At 60.7% G+C, this 23,904-nt stretch carries 30 protein-coding genes, 1 pseudogene and 1 riboswitch; of the genes and pseudogenes, 22 read left to right on the plus strand and 9 right to left on the minus strand.

What is annotated here, in order from left to right; genetic code table 11:
- From QP363_RS02885 to QP363_RS02930, 10 genes and pseudogenes are all read left to right on the plus strand, one after another.
- A pseudogene (locus tag QP363_RS02885) lies at nt 1-720 on the plus strand (hypothetical protein); the annotation flags it as partial.
- Between the two features lie 456 nt (nt 721-1,176).
- A riboswitch (TPP riboswitch) is annotated at nt 1,177-1,354 on the plus strand.
- Nucleotides 1,343-1,987, plus strand: a complete 645-nt coding sequence (locus QP363_RS02890; protein ID WP_284762343.1) for an ECF transporter S component — start codon at nt 1,343-1,345, stop codon at nt 1,985-1,987. (Overlaps the previous riboswitch by 12 nt.)
- A gap of 124 nt (nt 1,988-2,111) precedes the next feature.
- A complete protein-coding gene (locus tag QP363_RS02895) occupies nt 2,112-3,563 on the plus strand; it encodes an ABC transporter ATP-binding protein (RefSeq protein WP_284762346.1) in 1,452 nt (483 codons plus the stop codon).
- On the plus strand, nt 3,556-4,374 hold the full coding sequence (locus QP363_RS02900) for an energy-coupling factor transporter transmembrane protein EcfT (RefSeq protein ID WP_336620726.1): 819 nt from the start codon (nt 3,556-3,558) through the stop codon (nt 4,372-4,374). The genes QP363_RS02895 and QP363_RS02900 overlap by 8 nt, the downstream gene beginning before the upstream one ends.
- Before the next feature lie 54 nt (nt 4,375-4,428).
- A complete protein-coding gene (locus tag QP363_RS02905) occupies nt 4,429-5,031 on the plus strand; it encodes an isopentenyl transferase family protein (protein ID WP_284762347.1) in 603 nt (200 codons plus the stop codon).
- Between the two features lie 251 nt (nt 5,032-5,282).
- Nucleotides 5,283-5,654, plus strand: coding sequence for a 30S ribosomal protein S12 (rpsL, locus tag QP363_RS02910; protein WP_010189693.1), 372 nt, complete (start codon nt 5,283-5,285; stop codon nt 5,652-5,654).
- 6 nt (nt 5,655-5,660) lie between these two features.
- Nucleotides 5,661-6,128: a 30S ribosomal protein S7 gene (rpsG, locus tag QP363_RS02915; protein ID WP_010189692.1), complete on the plus strand. Its 468-nt coding sequence runs from the start codon at nt 5,661-5,663 to the stop codon at nt 6,126-6,128.
- A gap of 302 nt (nt 6,129-6,430) precedes the next feature.
- Nucleotides 6,431-8,557 (plus strand): elongation factor G, encoded by a 2,127-nt coding sequence (gene fusA, locus QP363_RS02920; RefSeq protein ID WP_070645245.1) that lies wholly within the window; start codon nt 6,431-6,433, stop codon nt 8,555-8,557.
- Nucleotides 8,558-8,926: 369 nt separating this feature from the next.
- Complete coding sequence (gene tuf, locus QP363_RS02925; protein ID WP_070444762.1) at nt 8,927-10,117, plus strand: elongation factor Tu; 1,191 nt, start codon at nt 8,927-8,929, stop codon at nt 10,115-10,117.
- A gap of 108 nt (nt 10,118-10,225) precedes the next feature.
- Nucleotides 10,226-11,155: a hypothetical protein gene (locus QP363_RS02930; protein ID WP_284762353.1), complete on the plus strand. Its 930-nt coding sequence runs from the start codon at nt 10,226-10,228 to the stop codon at nt 11,153-11,155.
- A 419-nt stretch (nt 11,156-11,574) separates the two neighbouring features.
- Here QP363_RS02930 and QP363_RS02935 read toward each other — a convergent pair whose 3' ends face one another.
- The 7 genes from QP363_RS02935 to QP363_RS02965 all read right to left on the minus strand — a co-directional run bounded on the left by QP363_RS02935 (nt 11,575) and on the right by QP363_RS02965 (nt 15,901).
- Entirely contained in the window at nt 11,575-12,672 is a 1,098-nt protein-coding gene (locus tag QP363_RS02935) for an HNH endonuclease signature motif containing protein (RefSeq protein ID WP_284762354.1), read from the minus strand.
- A gap of 165 nt (nt 12,673-12,837) precedes the next feature.
- Nucleotides 12,838-13,404 (minus strand): alkaline shock response membrane anchor protein AmaP, encoded by a 567-nt coding sequence (locus tag QP363_RS02940; protein WP_284762355.1) that lies wholly within the window; start codon nt 13,402-13,404, stop codon nt 12,838-12,840.
- Nucleotides 13,397-13,975 (minus strand): DUF6286 domain-containing protein, encoded by a 579-nt coding sequence (locus QP363_RS02945; protein ID WP_144656611.1) that lies wholly within the window; start codon nt 13,973-13,975, stop codon nt 13,397-13,399. Before QP363_RS02945 ends, QP363_RS02940 begins: the two co-directional genes overlap by 8 nt.
- Complete coding sequence (locus tag QP363_RS02950) at nt 13,968-14,870, minus strand: Asp23/Gls24 family envelope stress response protein (RefSeq protein WP_070730447.1); 903 nt, start codon at nt 14,868-14,870, stop codon at nt 13,968-13,970. Before QP363_RS02950 ends, QP363_RS02945 begins: the two co-directional genes overlap by 8 nt.
- The gene (locus tag QP363_RS02955) at nt 14,870-15,064 is read right to left on the minus strand and encodes a hypothetical protein (RefSeq protein ID WP_010189668.1); all 195 of its coding nucleotides are present in this window, start codon (nt 15,062-15,064) and stop codon (nt 14,870-14,872) included. Before QP363_RS02955 ends, QP363_RS02950 begins: the two co-directional genes overlap by 1 nt.
- Before the next feature lie 32 nt (nt 15,065-15,096).
- Nucleotides 15,097-15,402, minus strand: a complete 306-nt coding sequence (locus QP363_RS02960; RefSeq protein WP_010189667.1) for a hypothetical protein — start codon at nt 15,400-15,402, stop codon at nt 15,097-15,099.
- A gap of 1 nt (nt 15,403) precedes the next feature.
- The gene (locus QP363_RS02965; RefSeq protein ID WP_070710820.1) at nt 15,404-15,901 is read right to left on the minus strand and encodes an Asp23/Gls24 family envelope stress response protein; all 498 of its coding nucleotides are present in this window, start codon (nt 15,899-15,901) and stop codon (nt 15,404-15,406) included.
- A gap of 648 nt (nt 15,902-16,549) precedes the next feature.
- Here QP363_RS02965 and rpsJ point away from each other — a divergent pair.
- The 12 genes from rpsJ (at nt 16,550) to QP363_RS03025 (ending at nt 22,634) form a co-directional block, all read left to right on the plus strand.
- A complete protein-coding gene (gene rpsJ, locus QP363_RS02970; protein ID WP_003848085.1) occupies nt 16,550-16,855 on the plus strand; it encodes a 30S ribosomal protein S10 in 306 nt (101 codons plus the stop codon).
- A gap of 35 nt (nt 16,856-16,890) precedes the next feature.
- On the plus strand, nt 16,891-17,547 hold the full coding sequence (rplC, locus tag QP363_RS02975) for a 50S ribosomal protein L3 (RefSeq protein WP_010189651.1): 657 nt from the start codon (nt 16,891-16,893) through the stop codon (nt 17,545-17,547).
- Nucleotides 17,544-18,206: a 50S ribosomal protein L4 gene (gene rplD / locus QP363_RS02980; protein ID WP_010189650.1), complete on the plus strand. Its 663-nt coding sequence runs from the start codon at nt 17,544-17,546 to the stop codon at nt 18,204-18,206. Before rplC ends, rplD begins: the two co-directional genes overlap by 4 nt.
- Nucleotides 18,206-18,508, plus strand: a complete 303-nt coding sequence (gene rplW / locus QP363_RS02985) for a 50S ribosomal protein L23 (RefSeq protein ID WP_010189649.1) — start codon at nt 18,206-18,208, stop codon at nt 18,506-18,508. Before rplD ends, rplW begins: the two co-directional genes overlap by 1 nt.
- A 35-nt stretch (nt 18,509-18,543) precedes the next feature.
- Nucleotides 18,544-19,380: a 50S ribosomal protein L2 gene (gene rplB, locus QP363_RS02990; protein ID WP_010189648.1), complete on the plus strand. Its 837-nt coding sequence runs from the start codon at nt 18,544-18,546 to the stop codon at nt 19,378-19,380.
- 13 nt (nt 19,381-19,393) lie between these two features.
- Nucleotides 19,394-19,672: a 30S ribosomal protein S19 gene (gene rpsS / locus QP363_RS02995; RefSeq protein WP_010189646.1), complete on the plus strand. Its 279-nt coding sequence runs from the start codon at nt 19,394-19,396 to the stop codon at nt 19,670-19,672.
- Between the two features lie 3 nt (nt 19,673-19,675).
- Nucleotides 19,676-20,038: a 50S ribosomal protein L22 gene (gene rplV, locus QP363_RS03000; RefSeq protein WP_010189645.1), complete on the plus strand. Its 363-nt coding sequence runs from the start codon at nt 19,676-19,678 to the stop codon at nt 20,036-20,038.
- Nucleotides 20,038-20,784, plus strand: coding sequence for a 30S ribosomal protein S3 (gene rpsC / locus QP363_RS03005; protein ID WP_070446580.1), 747 nt, complete (start codon nt 20,038-20,040; stop codon nt 20,782-20,784). The genes rplV and rpsC overlap by 1 nt, the downstream gene beginning before the upstream one ends.
- Nucleotides 20,785-20,787: 3 nt before the next feature.
- Nucleotides 20,788-21,204, plus strand: a complete 417-nt coding sequence (gene rplP, locus QP363_RS03010; protein ID WP_010189643.1) for a 50S ribosomal protein L16 — start codon at nt 20,788-20,790, stop codon at nt 21,202-21,204.
- Nucleotides 21,204-21,434 (plus strand): 50S ribosomal protein L29, encoded by a 231-nt coding sequence (rpmC, locus tag QP363_RS03015; RefSeq protein WP_010189642.1) that lies wholly within the window; start codon nt 21,204-21,206, stop codon nt 21,432-21,434. The genes rplP and rpmC overlap by 1 nt, the downstream gene beginning before the upstream one ends.
- A 2-nt stretch (nt 21,435-21,436) precedes the next feature.
- Nucleotides 21,437-21,718: a 30S ribosomal protein S17 gene (rpsQ, locus tag QP363_RS03020; protein ID WP_010189641.1), complete on the plus strand. Its 282-nt coding sequence runs from the start codon at nt 21,437-21,439 to the stop codon at nt 21,716-21,718.
- 193 nt (nt 21,719-21,911) lie between these two features.
- Nucleotides 21,912-22,634, plus strand: coding sequence for a hypothetical protein (locus QP363_RS03025; RefSeq protein WP_070644448.1), 723 nt, complete (start codon nt 21,912-21,914; stop codon nt 22,632-22,634).
- Here the strand turns inward: QP363_RS03025 and QP363_RS03030 are convergent.
- Nucleotides 22,631-23,032: a hypothetical protein gene (locus QP363_RS03030; RefSeq protein ID WP_070644447.1), complete on the minus strand. Its 402-nt coding sequence runs from the start codon at nt 23,030-23,032 to the stop codon at nt 22,631-22,633. The two genes, QP363_RS03025 and QP363_RS03030, sit on opposite strands and share 4 nt — an antisense overlap.
- Nucleotides 23,029-23,898, minus strand: coding sequence for a carbohydrate kinase (locus QP363_RS03035; protein WP_070717550.1), 870 nt, complete (start codon nt 23,896-23,898; stop codon nt 23,029-23,031). Before QP363_RS03035 ends, QP363_RS03030 begins: the two co-directional genes overlap by 4 nt.
- Nucleotides 23,899-23,904: the final 6 nt, after the last annotated feature.

Genomic DNA, 23,904 nt, shown 5'->3' on the forward strand with positions numbered 1-23,904 from the left:
GGCGACAAGGTTGTCGTTGAGGTTAAGGATCCTGAGGGTAAGGTCATCGACACCGTTGAGGTTGAGATCGAGGAGCCTGCGAAGAACCCTGATTGGGATAACACTTCGACTACTCCGGATAAGCCGGTTGAGATTCCGAATACCGGTGGTTCGGTTGAGGATGGCACCACGGTTGAGACTGAGGGTCCGGGTAAGGCTGAGCTTGGTGAGGATGGCACCATTACGGTGACGCCGTCTGAGGATGCGAAGCCGGGCGACAAGGTTGTCGTTGAGGTTAAGGATCCTGAGGGTAAGGTCATCGACACCGTTGAGGTTGAGATCGAGGAGCCGGGCAAGACGGGTAATGGTTCTTCTGACCTGTCTTCGAAGCCGAGCGAGCGTTGTATTAACACTGGTTTGGGTGTTGGTATTCCGCTGCTGTTCCTGATTCCGGTTGGTCTGGCTTCGCAGATGAATATTCCGGGTCTGTCGGACTTTGTTGCTCCGATTAACAAGCAGATTCGGGATCTGAATACTCAGCTTCAGAAGCAGGCTGGTGTGTTTAATGGTCCGCTGGCTGGCAAGATGGCTGGTATCGATGCGCAGCTGAAGCGTTTCGGTGTTGATCACCAGCAGGCTGCTGGCGCTGTGGCTCTGATTGCTGCTGGTGCTCTGGCTATTGGCCTTATCGCTGATGCTTGTGCGCCGGGTGCAGGTTCCTCTAACGGTTCCTCCAAGTAATCGAAGCGTGAGGTTGTGTTTCCTCTAAAAACACCGCCCCGGGAGGTGCGTTAACCTCCCGCCCAACGTGAGAGTTGATGAAGCGGGACACTGCCACCGAGCTTTATAGCCCGGTGGCGTGGCCTGACTCATTGCTCGATTTTGTTTGATAGTGCCGAAATACCATTTGGTTATTTCTCATAGTCTTGGGTCTCTACCGAAGCTTTTCCTTTCCTTAAGCTGTACGAGTGGAGGCTCATGGCCACTGGCTTGTTAAAGCCGGTGTGCACGTACCCCGTCGCGTAGGTCAGAGGACGCGACGGGGTACTTTCGTTTTTCATCTGAGCGTGCGTCCTGGTGGTGTCTCTCTTGCTTGAAGCTGAGGTAGATGTGCTCTTGTGAGGTACGTCTTGCTAAGCTGACAGTGCTTTTGAGCGTTCTTAGCTGGTGCTCTTTTGGCGCTGGCGGCTTCTAATTACACATCGTCACGGGTGCTTCCTTGTTTGCCTTGATTGTGTTTAGCCCGATTCCATTTCTTTTGTTTTATTGGGTTTGCGTGGATTGGCTGAGGAGGCTGAGATGCCGCGTCATGGCGGCGAACCGTCGAACCTGATCCGGGTAATGCCGGCGAAAGGGAGGAATCATGAACTCTGTATCTCATGGTGGATTTGTTAATAGCGGCGAAACTGCGAATGGTGTTGCTCCACGCAGTTTGAACTGGCGCGTCGTTGACATCGTGGTGGCATCCGTGCTGGGTGTGGCCTGCGGAATTGTGTTCCTGGCATGGAACACGGTGGGCTACGCCTGGTTCCAGGCCATGGATGCGCTCACGCCGGGCTTGGGCGGTATTGCCACTGGTATTTGGCTGCTGGGTGGTGTTGTCGGTGGCCTGATTATCCGCAAGCCGGGTGCAGCACTTTATGTGGAGTTGCTGGCGGCCATCGTGTCCGCCGTGCTGGGCTCCCAGTGGGGGATTAGTACGTTGTACTCCGGAATTGCGCAGGGCATTGGTGTCGAGATTGTCTTGGCTATCTTCCTCTACCGCCGTTTTAGCTTGGGCATTGCGATGCTTGGCGGCATGGCGGCGGGCTGGGGTGCGTTTGTGCTGGAGCTGTTTACCTCCGGAAACCTGGGTAAGACTCTGCAGTTCAACATCATCTACCTGGTAACACTGAGCATCTCCGGAGCCATTCTGGCTGGAGCTGTCGGTTACTTCGTGGTTAAGGCTCTTGCGAAGACTGGTGCGCTGGATCGCTTTGCGGTTGGCCGCGAACAGAACAACGCTTAGACAAGCGTTGCTTGGTACTTGTTTTGCACTGTTCTTACTTGTTTCGCGTTGTTTGTTGTTTGTCGATCGTTGACTGATGTTGACTGATGCTGGTTGACGTTGCTGACTGTGATGGCTGGTTCTGATGGCTGATGTGGGTAGTGCTGGGGCCACGAAGCTTGTGGCTCGTGGCTTTGGCTGGACACATGCGGGGAGGCGTGCGCCGGCACTGGCGGATATTGATTTGGCTGTATCGCCGGGGGAGAAGGTGCTGCTGTGCGGTGACTCCGGTTCCGGGAAGTCCACGTTGCTGGCGGCCATTGCGGGTGTGCTTGGTGGGGATGATGAAGGCACCCGCGTCGGAGAAATTCTTCTTGAGGATTCCTCAGGTCACGTCGAGCCACCCGGGCGTACGATTCCGGTGGGGCTGGTGCTGCAGGACCCAGACTCGCAGGTGATTGCCGCGCGTGTGGGAGATGATGTGGCCTTTGGTTGTGAGAATCTGGCCTACCCACGCACGGAGATATGGCAGCGGGTAACTGCGGCGCTATCGATGGTGGGGCCTGAAGTCGACTTGTCTTTCCCCACGGAGCGTCTGTCCGGAGGGCAAAAGCAGCGTCTGGCGTTGGCCGGTGTCATCGCGATGGGCGCGGGCATGGTGTTGCTGGATGAGCCGACGGCAAACCTTGACCCGGAGGGAGCGCGTGAAGTCATCGAAGCGGTATCCACCATGGTGGAGCGCACCGGCGCCACTCTCATCGTGGTGGAGCACCAGCACGCGGCATGGAAGGGAGTGCTCGACCGCGCGATTGAGCTGAAGGATGGGCGCATCGTCGCTGACGGTCCTGTGGAGTCTGTCGTGGCTTCGCGCTCTATTAGCGGTTTGCCGCGGGCGCGGGGGAATGATGGGGCGTCGTCAAGCAGTGCTGGTGTGGTACCGGGTTCGGCAGTACTGGATTCGGCGGCGCTGTGGAGTACGGACTTGGTCACCCGCTTCGGGCCGCCGCGTAGCTATGTGCTGCCGCGGGGGATGTCCACGGTGATTACGGGGCCGAATGGTGCGGGCAAGACTACGTGGCTGATGACGGTGGCGGGGCTGCTTCCGGCAGTCTCCGGAGAGATTGGTGTGGCAGAGTATGTGCGGCGGGGGCTGACAGGCTCGCCACTGACGTGGAAGTCCCGGGAGTTGGCGGACCGCATTGGGTTCGTCTTCCAGAACCCGGAGCATCAGTTCGTCGCACGCACAGTGGCAGAAGAGCTGCGCGTAGCACCCCGGGTTATGCACCGCGAGGTGCCGGAGGCGCGCATTGCGGAGCTCGTGGACTCGCTGCGCCTGGGACATCTGCTCAACGCCAACCCGTTTACGTTGTCGGGAGGGGAGAAGCGCCGTTTGTCGGTGGCGACGGCCCTGGTGAGTGCCCCGGAAGTGCTGCTACTTGATGAACCCACCTTCGGCCAAGACCCCCACACCTTCACAGAGCTGGTGTGGCTGCTGCGGCGCATGGCGGATGAGGGGACGACGATTGCTTCAGTCACCCATGATCCGCTGTTCATTTCCGCGTTGGGTGACCACCGAGTGGAGGTGAGCCGTGGCTAATTCGTCTTCGGTGAGCGTGAAGGGCGCTGGCCGTTTGGGCAGTGCTGGTTTGCTGCGCGGGGTGAATCCGCTGACACGCATCTTTCTGATGTTCGTGTGGGTTACGCCCTTGTTGCTTTCGGTGGATTGGGTCTCCGCAGTCGTGTCGTTGGTTATGACGCTTCTTTTCGCGCCGCTGTGTGGGGTGTCGTGGCCGCGGTTGGTGAAGGCTGGGTGGTTCCTGTTTCTTATTGCGCCGTTGTCTGGAATTTCGATGTTGCTCTACGGTGCGCCCGGTGGCAGGGAGTACTTCAGCTGGTGGCTGATTACGGTGAGTGATAACTCGCTAGAGCTGGCCATCGCCATTACTGTGCGTGTGCTGGCGGTGGCGTTGCCCATGGTGGTGCTGGCGCGGGATATTGACCCGACGGAGCTGGGGGATGCCCTCTCGCAGATCCTCAAGCTTCCCTCACGCTTCGTTATCGGTGCTGTGGCCGGGGTGCGCATGATGACGCTCTTTAAATCAGACTGGCAGTACCTGGCCATGGCGCGGCGTGCGCGTGGGCTTACTGACGAAGGCCGCATCAAGCACCTCATCACTATGTCCTTCGGGTTGTTGGTGTTGGCCCTGCGCCGCGGCGGGAAGCTGGCCACGGCGATGGAGGCGCGCGGATTCGGGCGCACACCGCCGGGCGGTGGCCAGCGCACCTGGGCGCGGCCCTCACGTCTCGCCGGCCGGGACTGGCTGGTGATGGTGGTGGGAACCGGCCTTGCGGCGCTTCCGGTGGTAGTTTCGGTTCTCAGTGGGTCCTGGAGATTCTTCGGACTCTAGGATGACTCTCTTAAAGCTGCACGCTAGACAAACCCAGAAGTGGTGAAAGACAACATGCAGGACACGGACCGCACGGACCATCGGGAAGGCGGTAAGGGAACTGCCGATACCAACGCCGCCGAGATGGACAGGCTCTTGAATGATGTGATGTCGCTCGCGGCGGCACGCAAGCGCCCGATGCGCCCGGTCACCGTGCTTATCGACGGCCCCTCGGGTGCTGGCAAGACCTGGACCTCCGTGGCCCTCGCGGAGCGTACCGGGTGGCGAGTAGTCCACCTTGATGAGTTCTACCCCGGCTGGCATGGGCTGAAGGAAGGTTCAGAGATGGTCTCGGAGCAAGTGCTGCGGGAGAATAACCCGGGCTATTGGCGCTGGGACTGGGAAGCCAACGCGCCGAAGGACTGGGCTAGTTTGGATGAGCGCGACGATCTGATCGTTGAAGGCGTAGGTTCGGTTACTGAGGCCACCGTAGCCGCCGCCAACGAGCGCGGCTCCGTGGTGACCGTGCGCATCGACGGGCCGCGTGAGAAGCGTCGCGAGCGCGCCCTTGAGCGCGACCCTGGCTACGAAGAGTGGTTTGAAACCTGGGAAAAGCAGGAGCAGGAACACTTCGAGAACCGCGCGGTGGAGGCGGACCTGACCTGGGAGTGGCGCTAATACTCACTGCAGCTTGAGTGCCAAGCCAAGCAGCCACATCATGGATTTGAGCAGATCAGCGGGGTGGTGGTAGTCTGTTCAAGGTTTCATCTTTATAGGAGATGAAAAGTCTGATCGGTATCTCGACCATTCTGTGGTTGAGGGACGTTCTGGACATGCGGAAGGGCCCCGGAGAAGAGCCCCTATTTTTGCATGTTTGGACTTGTGAAAGCGGTCAGTTCAAGCCGAAGTCATAGAGAAAGACTAGATTTATGCCAACTATTCAGCAGCTGGTCCGAAAGGGCCGCCACTCCAAGAAGGCCAAGGTTGCTACGGCCGGCCTGAAGGGCTCCCCGCAGCGCCGTGGCGTGTGCACCCGCGTGTACACCACCACCCCGAAGAAGCCGAACTCGGCTCTACGTAAGGTTGCCCGTGTGCGCCTGACCTCCGGTATCGAGGTTTCCGCCTACATTCCGGGTGAGGGCCACAACCTGCAGGAGCACTCCATGGTGCTCGTCCGCGGTGGTCGTGTGAAGGACCTCCCGGGTGTTCGCTACAAGATTATCCGCGGCGCACTGGATACCCAGGGCGTGAAGGACCGTAAGCAGGCTCGTTCCCGCTACGGCGCAAAGAAGGGACAGTAATCAACAATGCGTAAGAATGCTGCACCGAAGCGTCCTGTAGTTAAGGACCCGGTTTACAACTCCGAGCAGGTCACCATGCTCGTGAACAAGATCCTGCGTGACGGCAAGAAGTCCACCGCTGAGCGCATCGTTTACGGCGCTCTTGAGGTTTGCCGCGAGAAGACCGGTACCGACCCGGTTGGCACCCTGGAGAAGGCTCTGGGCAACATCCGCCCGGACCTCGAGGTCCGCTCCCGCCGCGTGGGTGGCGCTACCTACCAGGTGCCGGTTGAGGTTAAGCCGGCTCGTTCCAACACCCTGGCTCTGCGTTGGTTGGTGACCTTCACCCGTCAGCGTCGTGAGAACAGCATGATCGAGCGTCTCGCCAACGAGATCCTCGATGCATCCAACGGCCTGGGCGCTTCTGTTAAGCGTCGTGAGGATACTCACAAGATGGCTGAGGCCAACCGCGCCTTCGCTCACTACCGCTGGTAATCCCGCCGGTAGAACCCGCCACATGGCATCATGGCTCGAACAGCGATATCATCGTTTACCTGCGCTGACAGTGCGTGTTCTCGCTCCCTTTGGTGGAGCTCTGCACGCTAGCTAGTGGGGAACCTAAACTTGAATAGCGTTGTTCGGGCTATTTTTTATGGCGTGGGCTTTAGCTCTCACGCTGACGAAGAAGCCTAGACGTGGCAAAATAGACCAAGACCTATCCATGAAGACGTCATTTGAAGTTGCGTCAGTGCATAACTGACGCCGGCGTCGACGACAATTAAGTTGGGGTATTAACTGTGGCACAAGAAGTGCTTAAGGATCTGCACAAGGTCCGCAATATCGGCATCATGGCGCACATCGATGCGGGTAAGACCACCACCACCGAGCGCATCCTCTACTACACCGGCATCAACCGCAAGGTCGGCGAGACCCACGACGGTGGCGCCACCACTGACTGGATGGAGCAGGAGAAGGAGCGCGGCATTACCATTACGTCCGCCGCTGTGACCTGTTTCTGGAACAATAACCAGATCAACATCATTGACACCCCGGGTCACGTGGACTTCACCGTTGAGGTTGAGCGCTCCCTGCGTGTTCTCGACGGCGCTGTTGCTGTCTTCGACGGTAAGGAAGGCGTGGAGCCGCAGTCCGAGCAGGTGTGGCGCCAGGCTGCTAAGTACGACGTTCCCCGTGTCTGCTTCGTCAACAAGATGGACAAGCTGGGCGCTGACTTCTACTTCACCGTTCAGACCATCATCGATCGCCTCGGCGCTAAGCCGTTGGTTATGCAGCTGCCGATCGGTGCTGAGGATGATTTCGACGGCGTCGTCGACCTGATCAACATGCAGGCCATCACTTGGCGCGGCAAGACCGAGATTGGTACCGATGGCACCATCGAGGAGATCCCGGCCGACCTTCAGGAGAAGGCTGAGGAGTACCGCGAGAAGCTGCTCGAGACCGTCGCTGAGTCTGACGAAGAGCTCATGGAGAAGTACTTCGGCGGCGAAGAGCTGACCATTGAGGAAATCAAGGGCGCTATCCGCAAGCTGACCGTTAACTCCGAGATCTACCCGGTCTTCTGCGGTACCGCTTACCGCAACAAGGGTGTTCAGCCGCTGCTCGACGCCATTGTTGACTACCTCCCGAACCCTCTGGACATCGGCGAGGTCAACGGTACCTCCCTCGATGGCGAGGAGACCCTGACCCGTAAGCCTTCCGTTCAGGAGCCGTTCTCCGCACTGGCCTTCAAGATTGCCGTACACCCGTTCTTCGGCAAGCTCACCTACGTGCGCGTTTACTCCGGCCAGGCTATCCCAGGCGAGAACATGCTCAACTCCACCAAGAACAAGAAGGAGCGCGTGGGCAAGCTCTTCCAGATGCACGCGAACAAGGAGAACCCGGTCGAGCACGCTGACGCCGGTAACATCTACGCGTTCATCGGCCTGAAGGAAACCACCACCGGTGATACCCTCTGTAACCCGGACAACCCGATCATCCTCGAGTCCATGGACTTCCCGGATCCGGTTATCCAGGTTGCTATTGAACCGAAGACCAAGGCTGACCAGGAGAAGCTGGGTACCGCTATTCAGAAGTTGGCTGAAGAGGACCCGACCTTCACGGTCCAGCTCGACGAAGAATCCGGCCAGACCGTTATCGGCGGCATGGGTGAGCTGCACCTGGACGTCTTGGTTGACCGTATGAAGCGCGAGTTCAAGGTTGAGGCAAACATCGGTAACCCGCAGGTTGCTTACCGTGAGACCATTCGCAAGAAGGTTGAGTCCCTGGACTACACCCACAAGAAGCAGACCGGTGGTTCCGGCCAGTTCGCAAAGGTTATCGTCACCATCGAGCCTTATAACCCGGATCCGGAAGAGCTGGAAGAGGGCGAGTCCGCAACCTACAAGTTCGAGAACTCCGTCACCGGTGGCCGTGTTCCGAAGGAGTACATCCCGTCCGTCGACGCGGGTATCCAGGACGCTATGCAGTACGGCTTCGTTGCTGGCTTCCCGCTGGTGAACATCAAGGCCACCCTCGAGGATGGTGCTTACCACGATGTTGACTCCTCTGAGATGGCCTTCAAGCTCGCTGGCTCCCAGGTCCTCAAGGAGGCCGTTGCTAAGGCAAAGCCGGTTCTGCTTGAGCCGATCATGGCCGTTGAGGTCGTGACCCCGGAGGAGTACATGGGTACCGTTAACGGTGACATCTCCTCCCGCCGTGGCCAGGTCTTCGCTATGGAAGACCGCTCCGGCGCCAAGGTGGTTAAGGCTAAGGTTCCGCTGTCCGAGATGTTCGGCTACATTGGTGACCTGCGTTCTTCCACCGCTGGTCGTGCAAACTTCACCATGGTCTTCGATTCCTACGCTGAGGTTCCCTCCTCCGTGGCACAGGAGATCATCGAGGAGCGCACCGGCGCCAAGGCCTAAGGCTTAAGGGGATCCGATCGATTCCCTTGCCTGTGGGGGCTGGTAGTCTTCGCCAGTAGGCACCAGCTCCCAACGCTGGGGAGGTAGCGGTCCGCTGAGTGCGTAAAGGTTTTTGCGCGTTGAGCCGGCCGTTACCCTCCCAGGATCCTTTAAATTGATTCTTGTCGAGGGTCAACGTCCGCACGTGTTGGGCGGGGTTACCTCCTATTTGGGCAGTTTGAAAAAACTGCGGCATAAATCTAGGATCGTGTAACTGGCACGTAAGAAAGCGTCATTAGCGCTTATGGGCTTCGGCTCGAAGTGCCAATGGCAATACAAACCACGTGGCTGCGAAATACGTAGCCGCCATAGAGTCCAGGAGGACAAACAGTGGCAAAGGAGAAGTTCGAGCGTACGAAGCCGCATGTGAACATCGGCACCATCGGACACGTCGACCACGGCAAGACCACCACCACCGCAGCGATCACCAAGGTTCTGGCTGACGCTTACCCGGAGGAGAACACCGCTTTCGCATTCGACTCCATCGATAAGGCTCCTGAGGAGAAGGAGCGCGGTATTACCATCAACATCTCCCACGTGGAGTACTCCACCCCGAAGCGCCACTACGCACACGTGGACGCCCCGGGCCACGCCGACTACATCAAGAACATGATTACCGGTGCTGCTCAGATGGACGGTGCCATCCTGGTTGTTGCTGCAACCGATGGCCCGATGCCGCAGACCCGCGAGCACGTTCTTCTGGCTCGCCAGGTTGGCGTTCCGTACATCCTCGTTGCACTAAACAAGTGCGACATGGTTGACGATGAGGAAATCATCGAGCTCGTCGAGATGGAGATCCGCGAGCTGCTTGCTGAGCAGGACTACGACGAGGAAGCTCCGATCGTTCACATCTCCGCTCTGAAGGCTCTCGAGGGCGACGAGAAGTGGGTACAGTCCGTCATCGACCTGATGGACGCCTGCGACGAGTCCATCCCGGATCCGGAGCGCGAGCTGGACAAGCCGTTCCTGATGCCGATCGAGGACATCTTCACCATTACCGGCCGCGGTACCGTTGTTACCGGCCGTGTTGAGCGTGGCTCCCTGAACGTCAACGAGGACATCGAGATCATCGGTATCAAGGACAAGTCCATGTCCACCACCGTTACCGGTATCGAGATGTTCCGCAAGATGATGGACTACACCGAGGCTGGCGACAACTGTGGTCTGCTTCTGCGTGGTACCAAGCGTGAAGAGGTTGAGCGTGGCCAGGTTTGCATCAAGCCGGGCGCTTACACCCCGCACACCAAGTTCGAGGGTTCCGTCTACGTCCTGAAGAAGGAAGAGGGCGGCCGCCACACCCCGTTCATGGACAACTACCGTCCGCAGTTCTACTTCCGCACCACCGACGTTACCGGCGTTATCAAGCTGCCTGAGGGCACCGAGATGGTTATGCCGGGCGACAACGTTGAGATGTCCGTAGAGCTCATCCAGCCGGTCGCTATGGACGAGGGCCTGCGCTTCGCTATCCGCGAGGGCTCCCGTACCGTCGGCGCTGGCCGCGTTACCAAGATCCTCGGCTAATTCTCGCTAGGGCTTAAGGCCCTTCCTGATTAGCAGGTCTGTAAGCCGCTCAATCCCTGATGGGGTTGGGCGGCTTTGGTGATCGTGGGCCTACTAGGCTTAGGAGTCATGTTTGACCCAACCCGTATTGACCGAACCCTCGCCGCCCTGCGTGCCGCGTGGGAAGGCCAACCGGACTTACCTTTGGGAACCCTGTTCGGAATGCTGGCGGCGGAAGGATACGGCTGGGGCGTGCCTGACGACGAACTCACCGCCCGTCTAGAGTCCATGGCAGCCGTTCACCCGCCGCTCGTGCCTCTCGAGGGCCACCTCATCACCGAAGGCCTCTGGCTCGTCGTTACCCCGTCTCATCGCGTTACCGTGATGCCCACAGTCCCTACCTTTTCTCCTCATGGCCCTGTTGTTCCGGCTTCGACCAAGTCCTCAGAGCACCCGGTATCCATGGTGCCCACCGCGCTTCCGGCGGGCCTGGTTGACAAGGCTCCCACCGAGTCCTCACGGTGCCTCGATGAGCAGCGCATCCCAAGCCAGTTTCAAGAGGACAACGCCTCTACTTCCCAGCCGCATCGAGCCACGTGCGTGGCAGTCGTACGGCCGGTATCGAAGGAAGGACAACGAGGGCAACCTGTGGCGTGGCAGGTCTCAGCACTCCGTCCGGTGGGCCCTGGCCGCCCGCTTGTCCTCGCAGACACTGAAGGTTTCGAGCACCGCTTTGGTGTTATCGAGTCTGTTACCCGGCTGCGCGAAGACCATCGCAGCTTGACCGGATTGAAGCGCCGCAGCGTGGGGGACCGCGTGTGGTTCATCCGCACCGAAACGGAAACAATCCTCCTCGACCACGGTCTGCATATCATCGAGCGCAAAAACCGGGAGCTCATCCGCACTGATTTCTCGTGGCATCGCATCGAGGAAGGCGAAGTCGGAAGCACATTCCGCGTTCACCTCTCACGCGGAACCATGCACACGTTTGGCGTTATCAAGGAGCTTATCCTCGCCGAATCAGAGCCCTGGAGTGCTCCTCCCTCGCCACCCCTTTAATCAGTCCTGGTGCGCCGAGCTTTGCTCGGAGGCTGGCCTTGATTGGCGGGTTCGCCTTTAAGAGCTAAGGGGCCCCGTTGCATCTGCCGCTTCCCGTGGCATGTGAAGCGTAGTCGGGGATCCTGCCAGCCTGGCTTCGCCTTTAAGGGCTTAAGAATCCCCGTTGCTCCTGCTGCTTCCGGCAGCACGTGAAGCCGGACTTGGGGTCGCTGGATCGCCCGTCAGTCTGGCTTTGGATGATGGGTAGCGCTGGCATAAGGCTCGCAGGTTTTCTTGCGTACCTTGTTGTGGTTTGTGGGTGGTGGTGTCTGAAGGATCGCCGATGTGCCCGCGAACCTTCCCTCGGTTGGCGGGTAGCGGTGTTGGTGCAGGTGGTAAGCCTTTTCCTTTCAGTCGTTGCTGTGTGGTGGCTGGGGGTGTTAGCTGCTGTCGGGTGGTTCCTCTGGTGGCTGTCCTGCTTTCTCAGTGTTGAGTCTGGCTAGTGCTTCTTGGTATTCCGGCATTGCGGTTATCGGTGCACCCCAGGGTGGGATGAAGGACACTCCGGTGTTAAGTCGGTACATGTAGCCGCGCCCGGTAGGCCTTGAAGGGTCATCGTCGTTAATACCGTTGTGGTAGGCACACAAAAACGTCAGGTTTTTAATGTTGGTAAAGCCACCTGCCTGCCAGGGGATGAGGTGGTGGACTTGGCAGTAATCGGCTGGTTTATTGCAGCCTGGTCTTGAGCAGGTGTGGAATTCCGCGTGCAGGCTAAGACGTTGGTTGAGGTTTGCTCCCCGTTCTAGCCGCCAGGTGTTGATGGGCCCGTCAATGGGGTGGACGATGGTGGCGTAGCCTGTTTCGGCAAACTTGTGGGTGAGAAACTCTGCGCCTGTCATGCGCGCGCCGTTAGTCAGGTTGAGCTGGATTTCGTCCCCGTCGCCGTTAATGATTTGGTCCAACTCATTCAGGGTGATGATGACTTGGGTGCGCACGGCCGGCTTTGTACCGCTTGCTTGGTTGAAGAAGATGTCATTGGCGGCTTGAAGAAGGTCGGTGGTGTTGGTGGATTCTAAGACGGCGCGCATGTTGGCAATCGTGGTGGCGTCATCAGTGATGGAGAGGGTGTTGGGGCCTTGTTCCCGGTAGGTGATGCGTACGCCTGGTTTGGCGGTTCTTTTAGCACGCAGTTCTTTCAGCCGTGCGGCGGCAACATGTGGGATGCGGTGTGCGGGTGTTCCGGCGAGTTTGGCGCGGAGGTTCCACGCATCCAGGGTCTTTTTCACCTTGGATGTATAAGACTCGATGAGTGTGAGGGTGCCGAGGCTGTGGCGTTGTTGAAGGGCTGCAGCACGGGCTTTCTTTTGTTTACCGGTAAAGCGGGTGGGGCCGAAGTACACCTGGTGCAGCTGTGAAAGCTCGGTGGCATCGGCGGCATCCGCGCCGAGCGCGCGGAGCTCATCGGGTGTGCCAGGTGCATGCTCCACCAGTGCAATCCCCGAGTTGCGAAGGCGGAGGTAGGTTTCGATATCCCCCATGAGCACAGAGACTAAAACAGCACTAGCAACCCCGCAACCGGAAGCAGAAACCGCCTGCTTACCGGTGGGCAAAACGCCAATCGCGGAGGCAAGAGAATGCGAGGTTAGTCGGTGCCGCAAGGCGCACGTAGGCCGTGAGTAAGCCCGCTCGCCGCGCGCGGCGGCCTAGACGGTAGCGTTGCGGACCTTCGTGAAGTGAACCTTGTACCGCGTATCCACATCCACGTCCGGGAAGGCCGCGCGGAAGTCGCGGTCATTGACCTCAATGGCATCCTTGATGCGCAGCAGCGGGGTATCGGGATCCGCTAGCACCTCATACTGCAACGTCGGCCGCGAGCGGTCGTAGGCTACCAGCCGCGATACTTTCTCCACGCCCTCAATGTCAGCGAGAGTATCCGCTACCGCCCCTGCAATCGCGGGCATCTCCGTCTTAATCGCGCCCTCCTCATTCGATTCTTCTGAGGGCATCGCATTAAAGCGGTGATGACGCAGGTTGCTGATCACTAGCCACAGGCCGGCGAGGGCACAGATGATTGTCGCCAAGCCCAGTGCATAAGGCCACCAGGTCTGTTCCGGCAGGCCAGCCCAGGTGTCGTGGTCTACCCACGTGGCTAAGTACGTTGCGAAAGGCACGTCGAAGTGAATGAGAATCGGCCACACGCCCAAAGCTATGAGCAGGATTCCTAACACCGCAAGTATCGCGCGGTCCACACCCGCAAGCGTCTTAGACATTGGCGATGTCCTCCTGTTCATTCTCAATCACCACGGTAACCTCCGGGGCTGGCGTGATAGCCGCCAGCGCCGCCGTCACCGCTTCAGTCACGCGCTCCTTAAGCTGCGCATCATCGGCATCGCCCGTGGCCGTGACCGTGATACGGGAGCGCTCCTTGGTGATCTTGGCCCGACTCCGCGCTGCCGTCGTTCCCGGCACCCGACGCGCCGTTGCCGACGCCACCCGCGCAATATCCACCGCGCGCAGCCACATCGACGCATCCTCGGAGCCAATCCGCACGTGCGTTGTCTTCCGCGGCGCACACGCCGCCCACAACAGAATCAACCCGACGAAGATCGCCACGCCCCCGGCCACAAGCATCCATGTATGGATCTCCGGCGAGGACATCACGTCGATGAAGGGCTGCAGCCACGAGGTTGCGCCCTCGTTGGCACCTGCCACCCAGGCCTCACGCCCCACGACGACGGCGGCCGCGAGCAGCAGGATGCCCACGATGATGGTCCACCCCCGCGCCGGTGGGGAGGCTTTCGGGCGTTGGCCAAAGCCAGCGGGCAGCGAGTTCTCACTCATGATGACCTCCTTCGCGGATGGTGATGGCGCGCAGCGGCACCGGACGTGGAACGTCTACCCGGCGTGTGAACTCGGCCGAGGGTCGAATCGCAATTGGGCGAAGCTGAAGCGGCTTGGCATGCGGGACGCGAAGCGGAGAAGTGTGCGGAAGGTCCACGCCGCGCGGTTCAACCGGGCGGGGCACTTCGACGTGGCGCAGCGCGAACTCCCGTGGCGCAGGCACCGAGCGGACCTGTACCGGCGCAGGATCCGTGACTGCGCGCAGCGGCTGCGGTTCGGGCGTGTGGATGGGGCGCAGCTTGTCGTAGCGATTCTCGCCGGGGCCGAAACCTTCCGTGCGTACCGTAACGTCCGCAGGCTTGCCGACGCCCCTCACCCGCACCGCCTCCGGCACCCTCACCGTGCGTACAGGGACCGGCGCAGGGGTCGACACTTGGCGCACCGCGGCGCGCTGGCTTACGTCCACCGGCTTCACAGCGCGCTCCGGAACAATCGCCGGAATCTGCGCCGACAGTGGCGCGCGTGTCTCGACCGCCAGCGCGGTTGTACGCTCGCCTGGGACCGCACCGCCCACCGTTACGTTGACGCGAGTGGTGCGAAAACCTGTGAAATCGCGGACTGCCTCGCGGATTGCCGTGCGAACTGCCTTCGCCACCTCGGTGACGGGGGAGGGCCAGTACACAGCGATGTCGACATCCACCGCCACCATCTGCGTATCCGGGTCCATTTGCGCCATCACGCGCGGAAAGGCGCGGCCGGCGAGGCCGGCTAATTTGGCGTCGACAGCCGCGGTCCCCGGCACGCTCGCAATGGCGGCGTTAATGACCTTTTCCATCGCGCGCAGGGAAAAGCGGGTTCGCCCGAAGAGGGCGACCCCGGTTGATTCGGTGCTCACTAGCCTCGGCCTCTATCCTGGCCGACCACGCCCTTCCACACCGCGGTGAGGTCAATGCGGCCGTCGAAATGCGCGCCGATGACGCCGCCGACCGCGGCAAGCAAGACCGCGAGCGCGACGTACCACACGCCGAGGTAGATGAAAAAGGCCAGAACCAAGCCGGCGATCACGCCGAGGGAGGTGTAGTTCTTCATGGTTTTCCTTTAGTTCTGTATGTCGGTTCCTTTTAGACCGCGTCGTCGAAGACCACGTCTACGCGGCGCACTGCGGGCCAGGTGGCGCGGACGGTGGTGCGGGTGACGTCGCCAAGCTCGGCGAGTGGTACGCCTGCGCTGACATCAACGACAATGTGCAGCTCCAGGTGCGTGTCATCCTGCGGGCTGGGGCGGCGAATGCCGTGCACGCGCTCACCGGGGAAGAGCAGCGCGACCTCCCCGAACCGGCCGGGCGAAAGCTTGGCGACGCCCCTCAGATCCGTCACCGCCGCCGCTATGGACGTGGCAAGGGGGAGGGTGAGCTCGGCAGAGGTCACGTTATGCCTGGCCCTGGGTAACCGCCGGAGTTGCCTCGGTGGACTCGTCCTCTTCGCGCGGCAGCTTGACGTCGTGGACGACGACGTCGACGCGATCGACGGACAGGCCGGTCATGCGCTCGACCGCATTCATGATGTTGCGGCGGATGGCCTCGGCGAGCTCGTGGATGGCCACGCCGTACTCGGCGATGATGGCGATATCAATGGAAGCGGTGCCGTTGTTCACCTCGACGCTCACGCCCTGGCGGACGTCCTCGGAAGCGCCGAAGGATTCGCGGATGGAGCCCATCATGCGGGCGCCACCGCCGCCGAGGGCGGCGACGCCGGAAACCTCGCGGGCGGCGATGCCGGCGATCTTGGACACAACGACATCATCGATGCGGGTGGTGCCGAAATCGGTCTCCAGGTTCTTGTTGCGCTCCGGGGCAGGGGCCGGGGTGGCGTCGTTCGCCGGGGCGGTCTGCTCGGCGACGTCCTTGGGGGTGGTGTTCTCAGCCATGGTGGATCCCTCTCATTGTGTAGTTGATGTAGGTATGTATCTACGTCACGAGCTTAACCGCGAACGCGGTCCGCGGGGCGGCGGAGAGTCAATCCTTGGCCAAAACGTGATGTTACCCACTGTTTCCGCAGGAGTTTGGAAAACGTGAGGTTACGTGCTTAAATACAGGGGTTGCTTTAACACAGCGACGTAACCACAGGCTTCAGCTTGTAGGGCGTTGTTGCTGGTAAGGCGAACATGACACCTTTGTTGTGGGGTTCTTTTGGAGCTACACGCGAAGGTCATCCGATCGGGCTAGGTCCGCGCTTGAGCAGAGACAATCCCGAGAAGATGGACCGGAGAAGGGGCATGGCAAATAAACAGCGGCAGTATATGAATAAGACTTTGGTTGCGGATCATTGAGATCTAACGCCCCAGTCTTCTTCCTATTTACTTTGACTACGGGTCTTGTACCCCGTCACGAGCACTGCACTCTGGGCTTTTGCCTTAAGTCACTCTCGTGGTCGTCATGACAGTCAGACAACTGGCGTTGAGCCATGGCTTCCAGCCCGGACAACGTTATAGAGAAATCGAGAAGCAATTTCCCACCGCTTCACGCCCCGGATACGCCGGGAATGTGAAAGTGGGGAAGCGAGGAAGAGGATAAGCGTGGCGGGACAAAAAATCCGCATTCGGCTGAAGGCCTACGACCACGAGGCCATCGACGCTTCTGCTAAGAAGATCGTCGAGACCGTTACCCGTACGGGTGCTCGTGTTGTCGGCCCGGTGCCGCTCCCAACCGAGAAGAACGTATACGCCGTTATTCGTTCTCCGCACAAGTACAAGGACTCTCGCGAGCACTTCGAGATGCGCACTCACAAGCGCCTCATCGACATTCTCGACCCGACCCCGAAGACCGTTGACGCCCTCATGCGCATCGACCTTCCGGCAAGCGTCGACGTGAATATCCAGTAAGCGATCGACACAACGTATTTGGTGGAGAACAAACAATGAGTGAAAACGAGATCAAGGGAATTCTGGGCACCAAGCTCGGCATGACCCAGGTCTTCGACGAGGAGAACCGCGTTGTGCCGGTGACCGTCGTCGAGGCTGGCCCGTGCGTGGTTACCCAGATCCGTACGAAAGAAACCGATGGCTACAACGCCATCCAGATTGCCTTCGGCGAGAAGGACCCGCGCAAGGTCAACAAGCCTGCAACCGGTCACTTCAAGAAGGCTGGCGTGACCCCGCGCCGTTACGTCGCTGAGATCCGCATGGACGACACCTCCGCATACGAGGTCGGCCAGGAGGTCAAGGTGGACATCTTCGAGGGCGTGTCCTTCGTTGACGTTACCGGCACCACCAAGGGTCACGGCTACGCTGGCGCCATGAAGCGCCACGGCTTCGCAGGCCAGGGCGCTGCCCACGGTAACCAGGCTGCTCACCGCCGCGTTGGTGGCATTGGTGGCGCTTCGTTCCCGGGCCGCGTCTTCAAGGGTAAGCGCATGGCTGGCCGCATGGGCCAGGACCGCGTGACCACCCAGAACCTGAAGATTCAGAAGATTGATGCCGAGTCCAACCTGCTGCTCATCAAGGGTGCTATCCCGGGTGCGCGCGGTGGCCTCGTCACCGTTAAGACCGCAGTGAAGGGCGGTGCACACGCATGAGCAACCTCAAGCTAGACGTCCAGACCGCTGACGGTAAGACCAACGGCACCGTTGAGTTGCCGGCCGAGCTCTTTGACACCGAGGCATCCATTGCTTTGATGCACCAGGTTGTCAACGCTCAGCTCGCTGCTGCTCGTCAGGGTACCCACAAGACCAAGACTCGCGGCGAGGTCCGCGGCGGTGGTCGCAAGCCGTTCCGTCAGAAGGGCACCGGCCGCGCCCGCCAGGGCTCCATCCGTGCGCCTCACTACACCGGTGGTGGCACCGTGCACGGCCCGGTCCCGCGTGACTACTCCCAGCGCACCCCGAAGCGCATGATCAAGGCTGCTCTCTACGGCGCACTGTCTGACCGTGCACGTAACGAGCGCATCCACGTCATCGAGGAGCTCGTCCCGGGCCAGACCCCGTCCACCAAGCAGGCCAAGGCTTTCATCGAGCGCCTCACCGACCGCAAGAATGTTCTTCTGGTCATCGGCCGCGAGGACATCAATGCTCGCCGCAGCGCCAACAACCTGCCGAACGTCCAGATCCTGGACGCCGGCCAGCTGAACACCTACGACGTCCTCTACTCGGACGACGTTGTGTTCTCCGTTGAGGCTCTGCACACCTTCGTCGAGCGCGCTACCGGCGCCGCCGAGGAAGCTAAGGAGGAGAAGTAATGGCTAAGCTCGCTAACCCGCGCGACGTCATCATCGCACCGGTTGTGTCCGAGAAGTCCTACGGCCTGATGGAACAGAACGTCTACACGTTCTACGTCTCCACGGACTCCAACAAGACCCAGATTAAAGATGCCGTCGAGCAGATCTTCGGCGTGAAGGTTGCTTCCGTGAACACCGTGAACCGTGCAGGCAAGCGCAAGCGCACCCGCACCGGCTACGGTCAGCGTAAGTCCACCAAGCGCGCCTACGTGACGCTCCGTGAAGGCAGCGACTCCATCGACGTCTTCGGCGCAGGCGCTTAAGCCCCACCGAAGAGCCGAAAGGAAAAGGAAGAATTATGGCTATTCGTAAGTACAAGCCGACAACTCCGGGTCGCCGCGCATCCTCCGTGTCCGAGTTCGAGGAAATCACTCGCTCGACCCCGGAGAAGTCCCTGCTGCGCCCGCTGAGCAAGACTGGTGGTCGTAACAACTACGGCCGCATCACCACCCGCCACATCGGCGGTGGCCACAAGCGCCGTTACCGTCTGATCGACTTCCGTCGTACCGACAAGGACGGCATCCCTGCAAAGGTCGCACACATCGAGTACGACCCGAACCGTACCGCCAACATCGCCCTCCTGCACTACGCAGACGGCGAGAAGCGCTACATCATCGCCCCGAAGGGCCTGAAGCAGGGCACCATCGTTGAGGCTGGTCCGAACGCAGATATCAAGGTTGGCAACAACCTGCCGCTGCGTAACATCCCGACTGGTACCACCATCCACGCTGTGGAGCTCAAGCCGGGCGCTGGCGCTAAGCTGGCCCGCTCCGCTGGTGCCTCCATCCAGCTGCTGGGTAAGGAAGGCAAGTACGCCATCCTGCGTATGCCGTCCTCCGAGATCCGTCGCGTCGACATCCGTTGCCGCGCCACCGTCGGTGAGGTTGGCAACGCTGACCAGATGAACATCCGTTGGGGCAAGGCCGGCCGTATGCGCTGGAAGGGCGTCCGCCCGACCGTCCGCGGTGTCGTTATGAACCCGGTTGACCACCCGCACGGTGGTGGTGAGGGTAAGACCTCGGGTGGTCGCCACCCGGTGTCGCCGTGGGGCCACAAGGAAGGCCGCACCCGCAACCCGAACCGTTACTCGAACAACATGATCGTGCGCCGTCGTCGCCCGAACAAGAAGCGCTAAGAGGAGGTAAACAATGCCACGCAGCCTTAAGAAGGGCCCGTTCGTCGATGAGCACCTCCTCAACAAGGTTGATGCTCAGAACGAGGCCGGCACCAAGCAGGTCATCAAGACCTGGTCTCGCCGCTCCACCATCCTGCCCGACTTCATCGGTCACACCTTCGCCGTCCATGACGGCCGCAAGCATGTGCCGGTGTTCGTCGAGGACTCCATGGTTGGTCACAAGCTCGGTGAGTTCGCACCCACCAAGACCTTTAAGGGTCACGTCAAGGACGACAAGAAGGGACGTCGATAAGCGATGAGTGACACCATCACCTCCGCATCCGCAACGGCTCGCTACGTCCGCGTTACCCCGATGAAGGCACGCCGCGTCATCGACTTGGTCCGCGGTAAGTCCGTAGCCGAGGCACTTGCAATCCTGAAGTACGCTCCGCAGGGCGCCGCTGAGCCGGTTGCCAAGGTTGTTGCATCCGCAGCTGCCAACGCTGAGAACAACTTCGGCCTGGATCCGCGCACCCTGGTCATCTCCGAGGCATACGCCAACGAGGGTCCGACCATGCGTCGTTTCCAGCCGCGCGCACAGGGCCGCGCATTCATGATTCGTAAGCGCACCAGCCACATCACCGTGGTTGTCGAGAGCCAGAAGGAAGGGGCCAAGTAATGGGCCAGAAGATCCATCCTCACGGCCTACGTTTGGGCATCACTTCCGACTGGAAGACCCACTGGTACGCCGATAAGGACTACGCAAACTACGTAGCCGAAGACATCAAGATCCGCGAGTACCTGGAGAAGGGCCTCGACCGCGCCGGCATCGCCGACGTCGTCATCGAGCGCACCCGCGACCGCGTTCGCGTGGACATTCACACCGCCCGCCCGGGCATCGTGATTGGCCGCCGCGGCGCTGAGGCTGACCGTATTCGCCGTGAGCTGGAGAAGCTCACCGGCAAGATGGTTGCCCTCAACATCCTCGAGGTCAAGCAGGTCGACGCCAACGCAACCCTGGTTGCACAGTCCATCGCGGAGCAGCTGGTTAACCGCGTGGCATTCCGTCGTGCAATGCGCAAGGCTATCCAGTCCGCTATGCGCCAGCCGCAGGTCAAGGGCATCAAGATTCTGCTGTCCGGCCGCCTGGGCGGTGCAGAAATGTCTCGCGTTGAGCGCTACCACGAGGGTCGCGTTCCGCTGCACACCCTTCGCGCCGAAATCGACTACGGCACCGCAGAGGCCCACACCACCTTCGGCCGCATCGGCATCAAGGTGTGGATCTACAAGGGTGACGTTGTCGGTGGCGTCCGCGAGTCCGAACTGAACGCTCCGGCGCAGGGCCGCGGCCGCGGTGACCGTAACGGTCGCTCGCGCCGTGGTGGCCAGCGTCGCCAGCGCGCACAGCAGAAGCAGGAGGGCTAATCCATGCTGATTCCTAAGCGCGTCAAGTACCGTCGCCAGCACCGCCCGACCCGCTCGGGTGTGTCCAAGGGCGGTAACCGCATCAACTTCGGTGACTACGCCATCCAGGCTCTTGAGCCGGCGTACATCACCAACCGCCAGATTGAGGCCGCACGTATTGCCATCAACCGCCACGTCAAGCGTGGTGGCAAGGTGTGGATCAACATCTTCCCGGACCGTCCGCTGACCCAGAAGCCGCTCGGCGTGCGTATGGGTTCCGGTAAGGGTCCCGTCGAGAAGTGGGTTGCCAACGTTAAGCCGGGCCGCATCCTCTTCGAGATGACCTACCCGAACGAAGCTACCGCCATCGAGGCTCTGCGCCGCGCCGGCCAGAAGCTTCCGTGCAAGGTCCGCATCATCAAGAAGGAGGACCAGTTCTAATGGCTACCGGTACCCCCGCCCACGAGTTCCGTGAGCTCGACAACGCTGAGCTGGAGAACCGCCTGAAGGATGCGAAGGAAGAGCTTTTCAACCTTCGTTTCCAGAAGGCCACTGGCCAGCTGACCAACAACCGCCGCATCGGCACGGTTAAGCGCGACATCGCCCGCATCTACACCGTTCTGCGCGAGCGCGAGCTGGGCCTGTCCGTTGCTCCGGGAGCTGAGGCTTAATCATGAGTGAGGCAAACGTGAACACTAAGAAGGAAAAGGGCGCTCGCAAGACCCGCACCGGCATCGTTGTCTCCGACAAGATGAATAAGACCATCGTTGTCGAGCTCGAGGACCGCAAGCAGCACGCCCTCTACGGCAAGATTATGCGCACTAACAAGAAGGTTAAGGCGCACGACGAGAACGAGACCGCCGGCATCGGCGACCGCGTTCTCATCGCCGAGACTCGCCCGCTGTCCAAGGACAAGCACTTCCGTCTCGTCGAGATCGTTGAGAAGGCTAAGTAAAACCTAGCCCTCCTCGATAACAGTGGCCCCCACGGTTTACGTGGGGGTCATTTTTTATGCGCTCATCCCGTTGCCGCCGAAGGCGCGCTTCACACGACAGCCTGGAGAGGGGGAGTGCTCTCCAACCATGACGTTTACGCTGCAGGAACGTGTTAGGGTAAGCCCGTTCATCTCTTGAAAGGCTTATCTTCGTATGTCCTCGCTCTCGCGCATTACTGTTGCCCTCGCCTGCGCTTCCTCCGTTGCGGCCCTTGCTGGCTGTGCTGCCGAGGATCCTGCGCCTGTCGCTTCCGACGCCTCCACCGTAGATGCTGTCGACGTCGCTGCTTCAGCTACGGAGGAGGCCCAGGAAGACGACGCACAGCCACAGCCGAGCATCGGTGCAGCCGGCCCTCAGCCGACGCTGCCAGCCGGCTATAAACCTGGGGCCGCTGATTCTGGCACGGCTGAAAAACCGAGGACGTCCAACGCACAGGACGTAGCTAAAGACGGCGCGGGCACCTCTGCGGCCAGCGGCATCGAAAAGTGCGTGTACCGGAAGGATCGCGTCCGCAGCGAGGGTAATCCTGCCGATGTTCCCTCCACTGTGTCGGGCACCGTGTACAAAGCCCAAGCAGGTGACCTCGACGGCGGTGAGCCAGGCATTGTTTTGCCTGAATATGCCTCTAAGGAAGTCTGGTTCGTTGCCTTGGACGCGCCCACCACCTTGAGCGGCAGCATGAGCGGCAGGCCGGGTGAGGTGGAGGTTCGTGCAAACCAGGAATGCATCGGTTTCAGCAATGGGGATGCGTGGGACGGCTACGAAGGCACGAAGGTCACCTTGCCGATTGATGCCAGGAACGGTTTCTGGCAAAGCGATGTTAGTGTCCCTATGGGCACGCTGCGCGTGATCTACATACCGGCAGATATTCTTTAGCGATCCCGCCGGGGCGGCCGGTGCGTGAAAGCGATAGCGAGGCAAAACGCACTGAGCACCGCGCCCACCGCGAGAAGGAACGTGCCGATACGGTAGGGCGTGGCGCTCACCAGGTCGATGGTGTTATAAATCCGCAGCCACACCAACCAGCCAGCGATGAGCGCAGCGCTGCCTACCGCCGACAGGGCTCGTAAACCGCGGGTGGGGCGCTGGGAGGGGGAGAAGGCGTGGTAGGAGGCGTCGACAAGCGCGAGTGCGGCGAGCACCACCGACGCCCACGCCGCAAGCGGCACCGGTAGTAGTGCTGCAGCGCCGAAGAGCACCGGCAGGATGAAGGCCACGGCCACCAGCACGAAGAGCAGGCCGTGCAGGACGCCGGCGCGCAGTGGATAACTCACAGGCGCTCCTCCACCTCAGAAAGCGTGGGCGGCTGCGCGCCCGTGCGGGACACCGTAATGGCTGCGGCCGTCGCCGCAAAGCGCAGGATTTCCCGCCACTCCTCGACGCCCAGCGCATCAATATCCCGCTCCACCACCTGGCTCAAGAGCGCGGCCATGACTGTGTCGCCCGCGCCGATGGTGTCCGCCACCTCTACCGTGACCGGCGGGACCTGCACCGATACCGAATCTGTGCGCACACTGAGCCCCTCCGCGCCACGCGTGGTTACGACCACAGGCACTTGTGCCAGCGCGTCCTCACCGAGGAACTCAACTTCTTCCTCACTCAGCTTCAGCAGCGTGACGTGCGGCAGCAAGGACAGCAAGAACTCACGGTGCGCCGGGGTGGCGAAGAAGGGGCGGATGTTGGGATCCAAGGCCACTTTCGTGCCCTGTGCCGCAAGCTCCTGAAGCAGCGCGGCATAGCGGGATGCGCCAGGCTCCAAGGCGAGGGAGACGGTGCCGAAGCAGGCCCAGGGGACGTCGGCAAGCACAGGCTCCACCAGGCGGTCCGCCGTGCCCTCCGTATAGAAAGAATAGGTGGCCGACCCGTCCTCCCCGATATTGCAGACCGCTAGTGTTGTGGGCTCGTCACCGCGCTGCACGAGCGAGGTATCGACGCCCTCTTCAGCAAGGCGTTCAATCAGCGCCTGCCCGAATGCATCCCGCGAGAGACGCGACTGAAATCCCACGTTTGCACCCAAACGCCCCGCCGCGACCGCTACGTTGAAGGGGCCGCCACCCAAGGCCGGGGTTAAGTCCGCCAGCTGTCCGCGTCCCCGTGGTACGAGGTCAACGAGGCCTTCGCCACACACCATAATGTCCATGGACCC

Origin of the sequence: Corynebacterium sp. UMB6689, assembly GCF_030215295.1 — a bacterium.
Classification (GTDB): domain Bacteria; phylum Actinomycetota; class Actinomycetes; order Mycobacteriales; family Mycobacteriaceae; genus Corynebacterium; species Corynebacterium aurimucosum.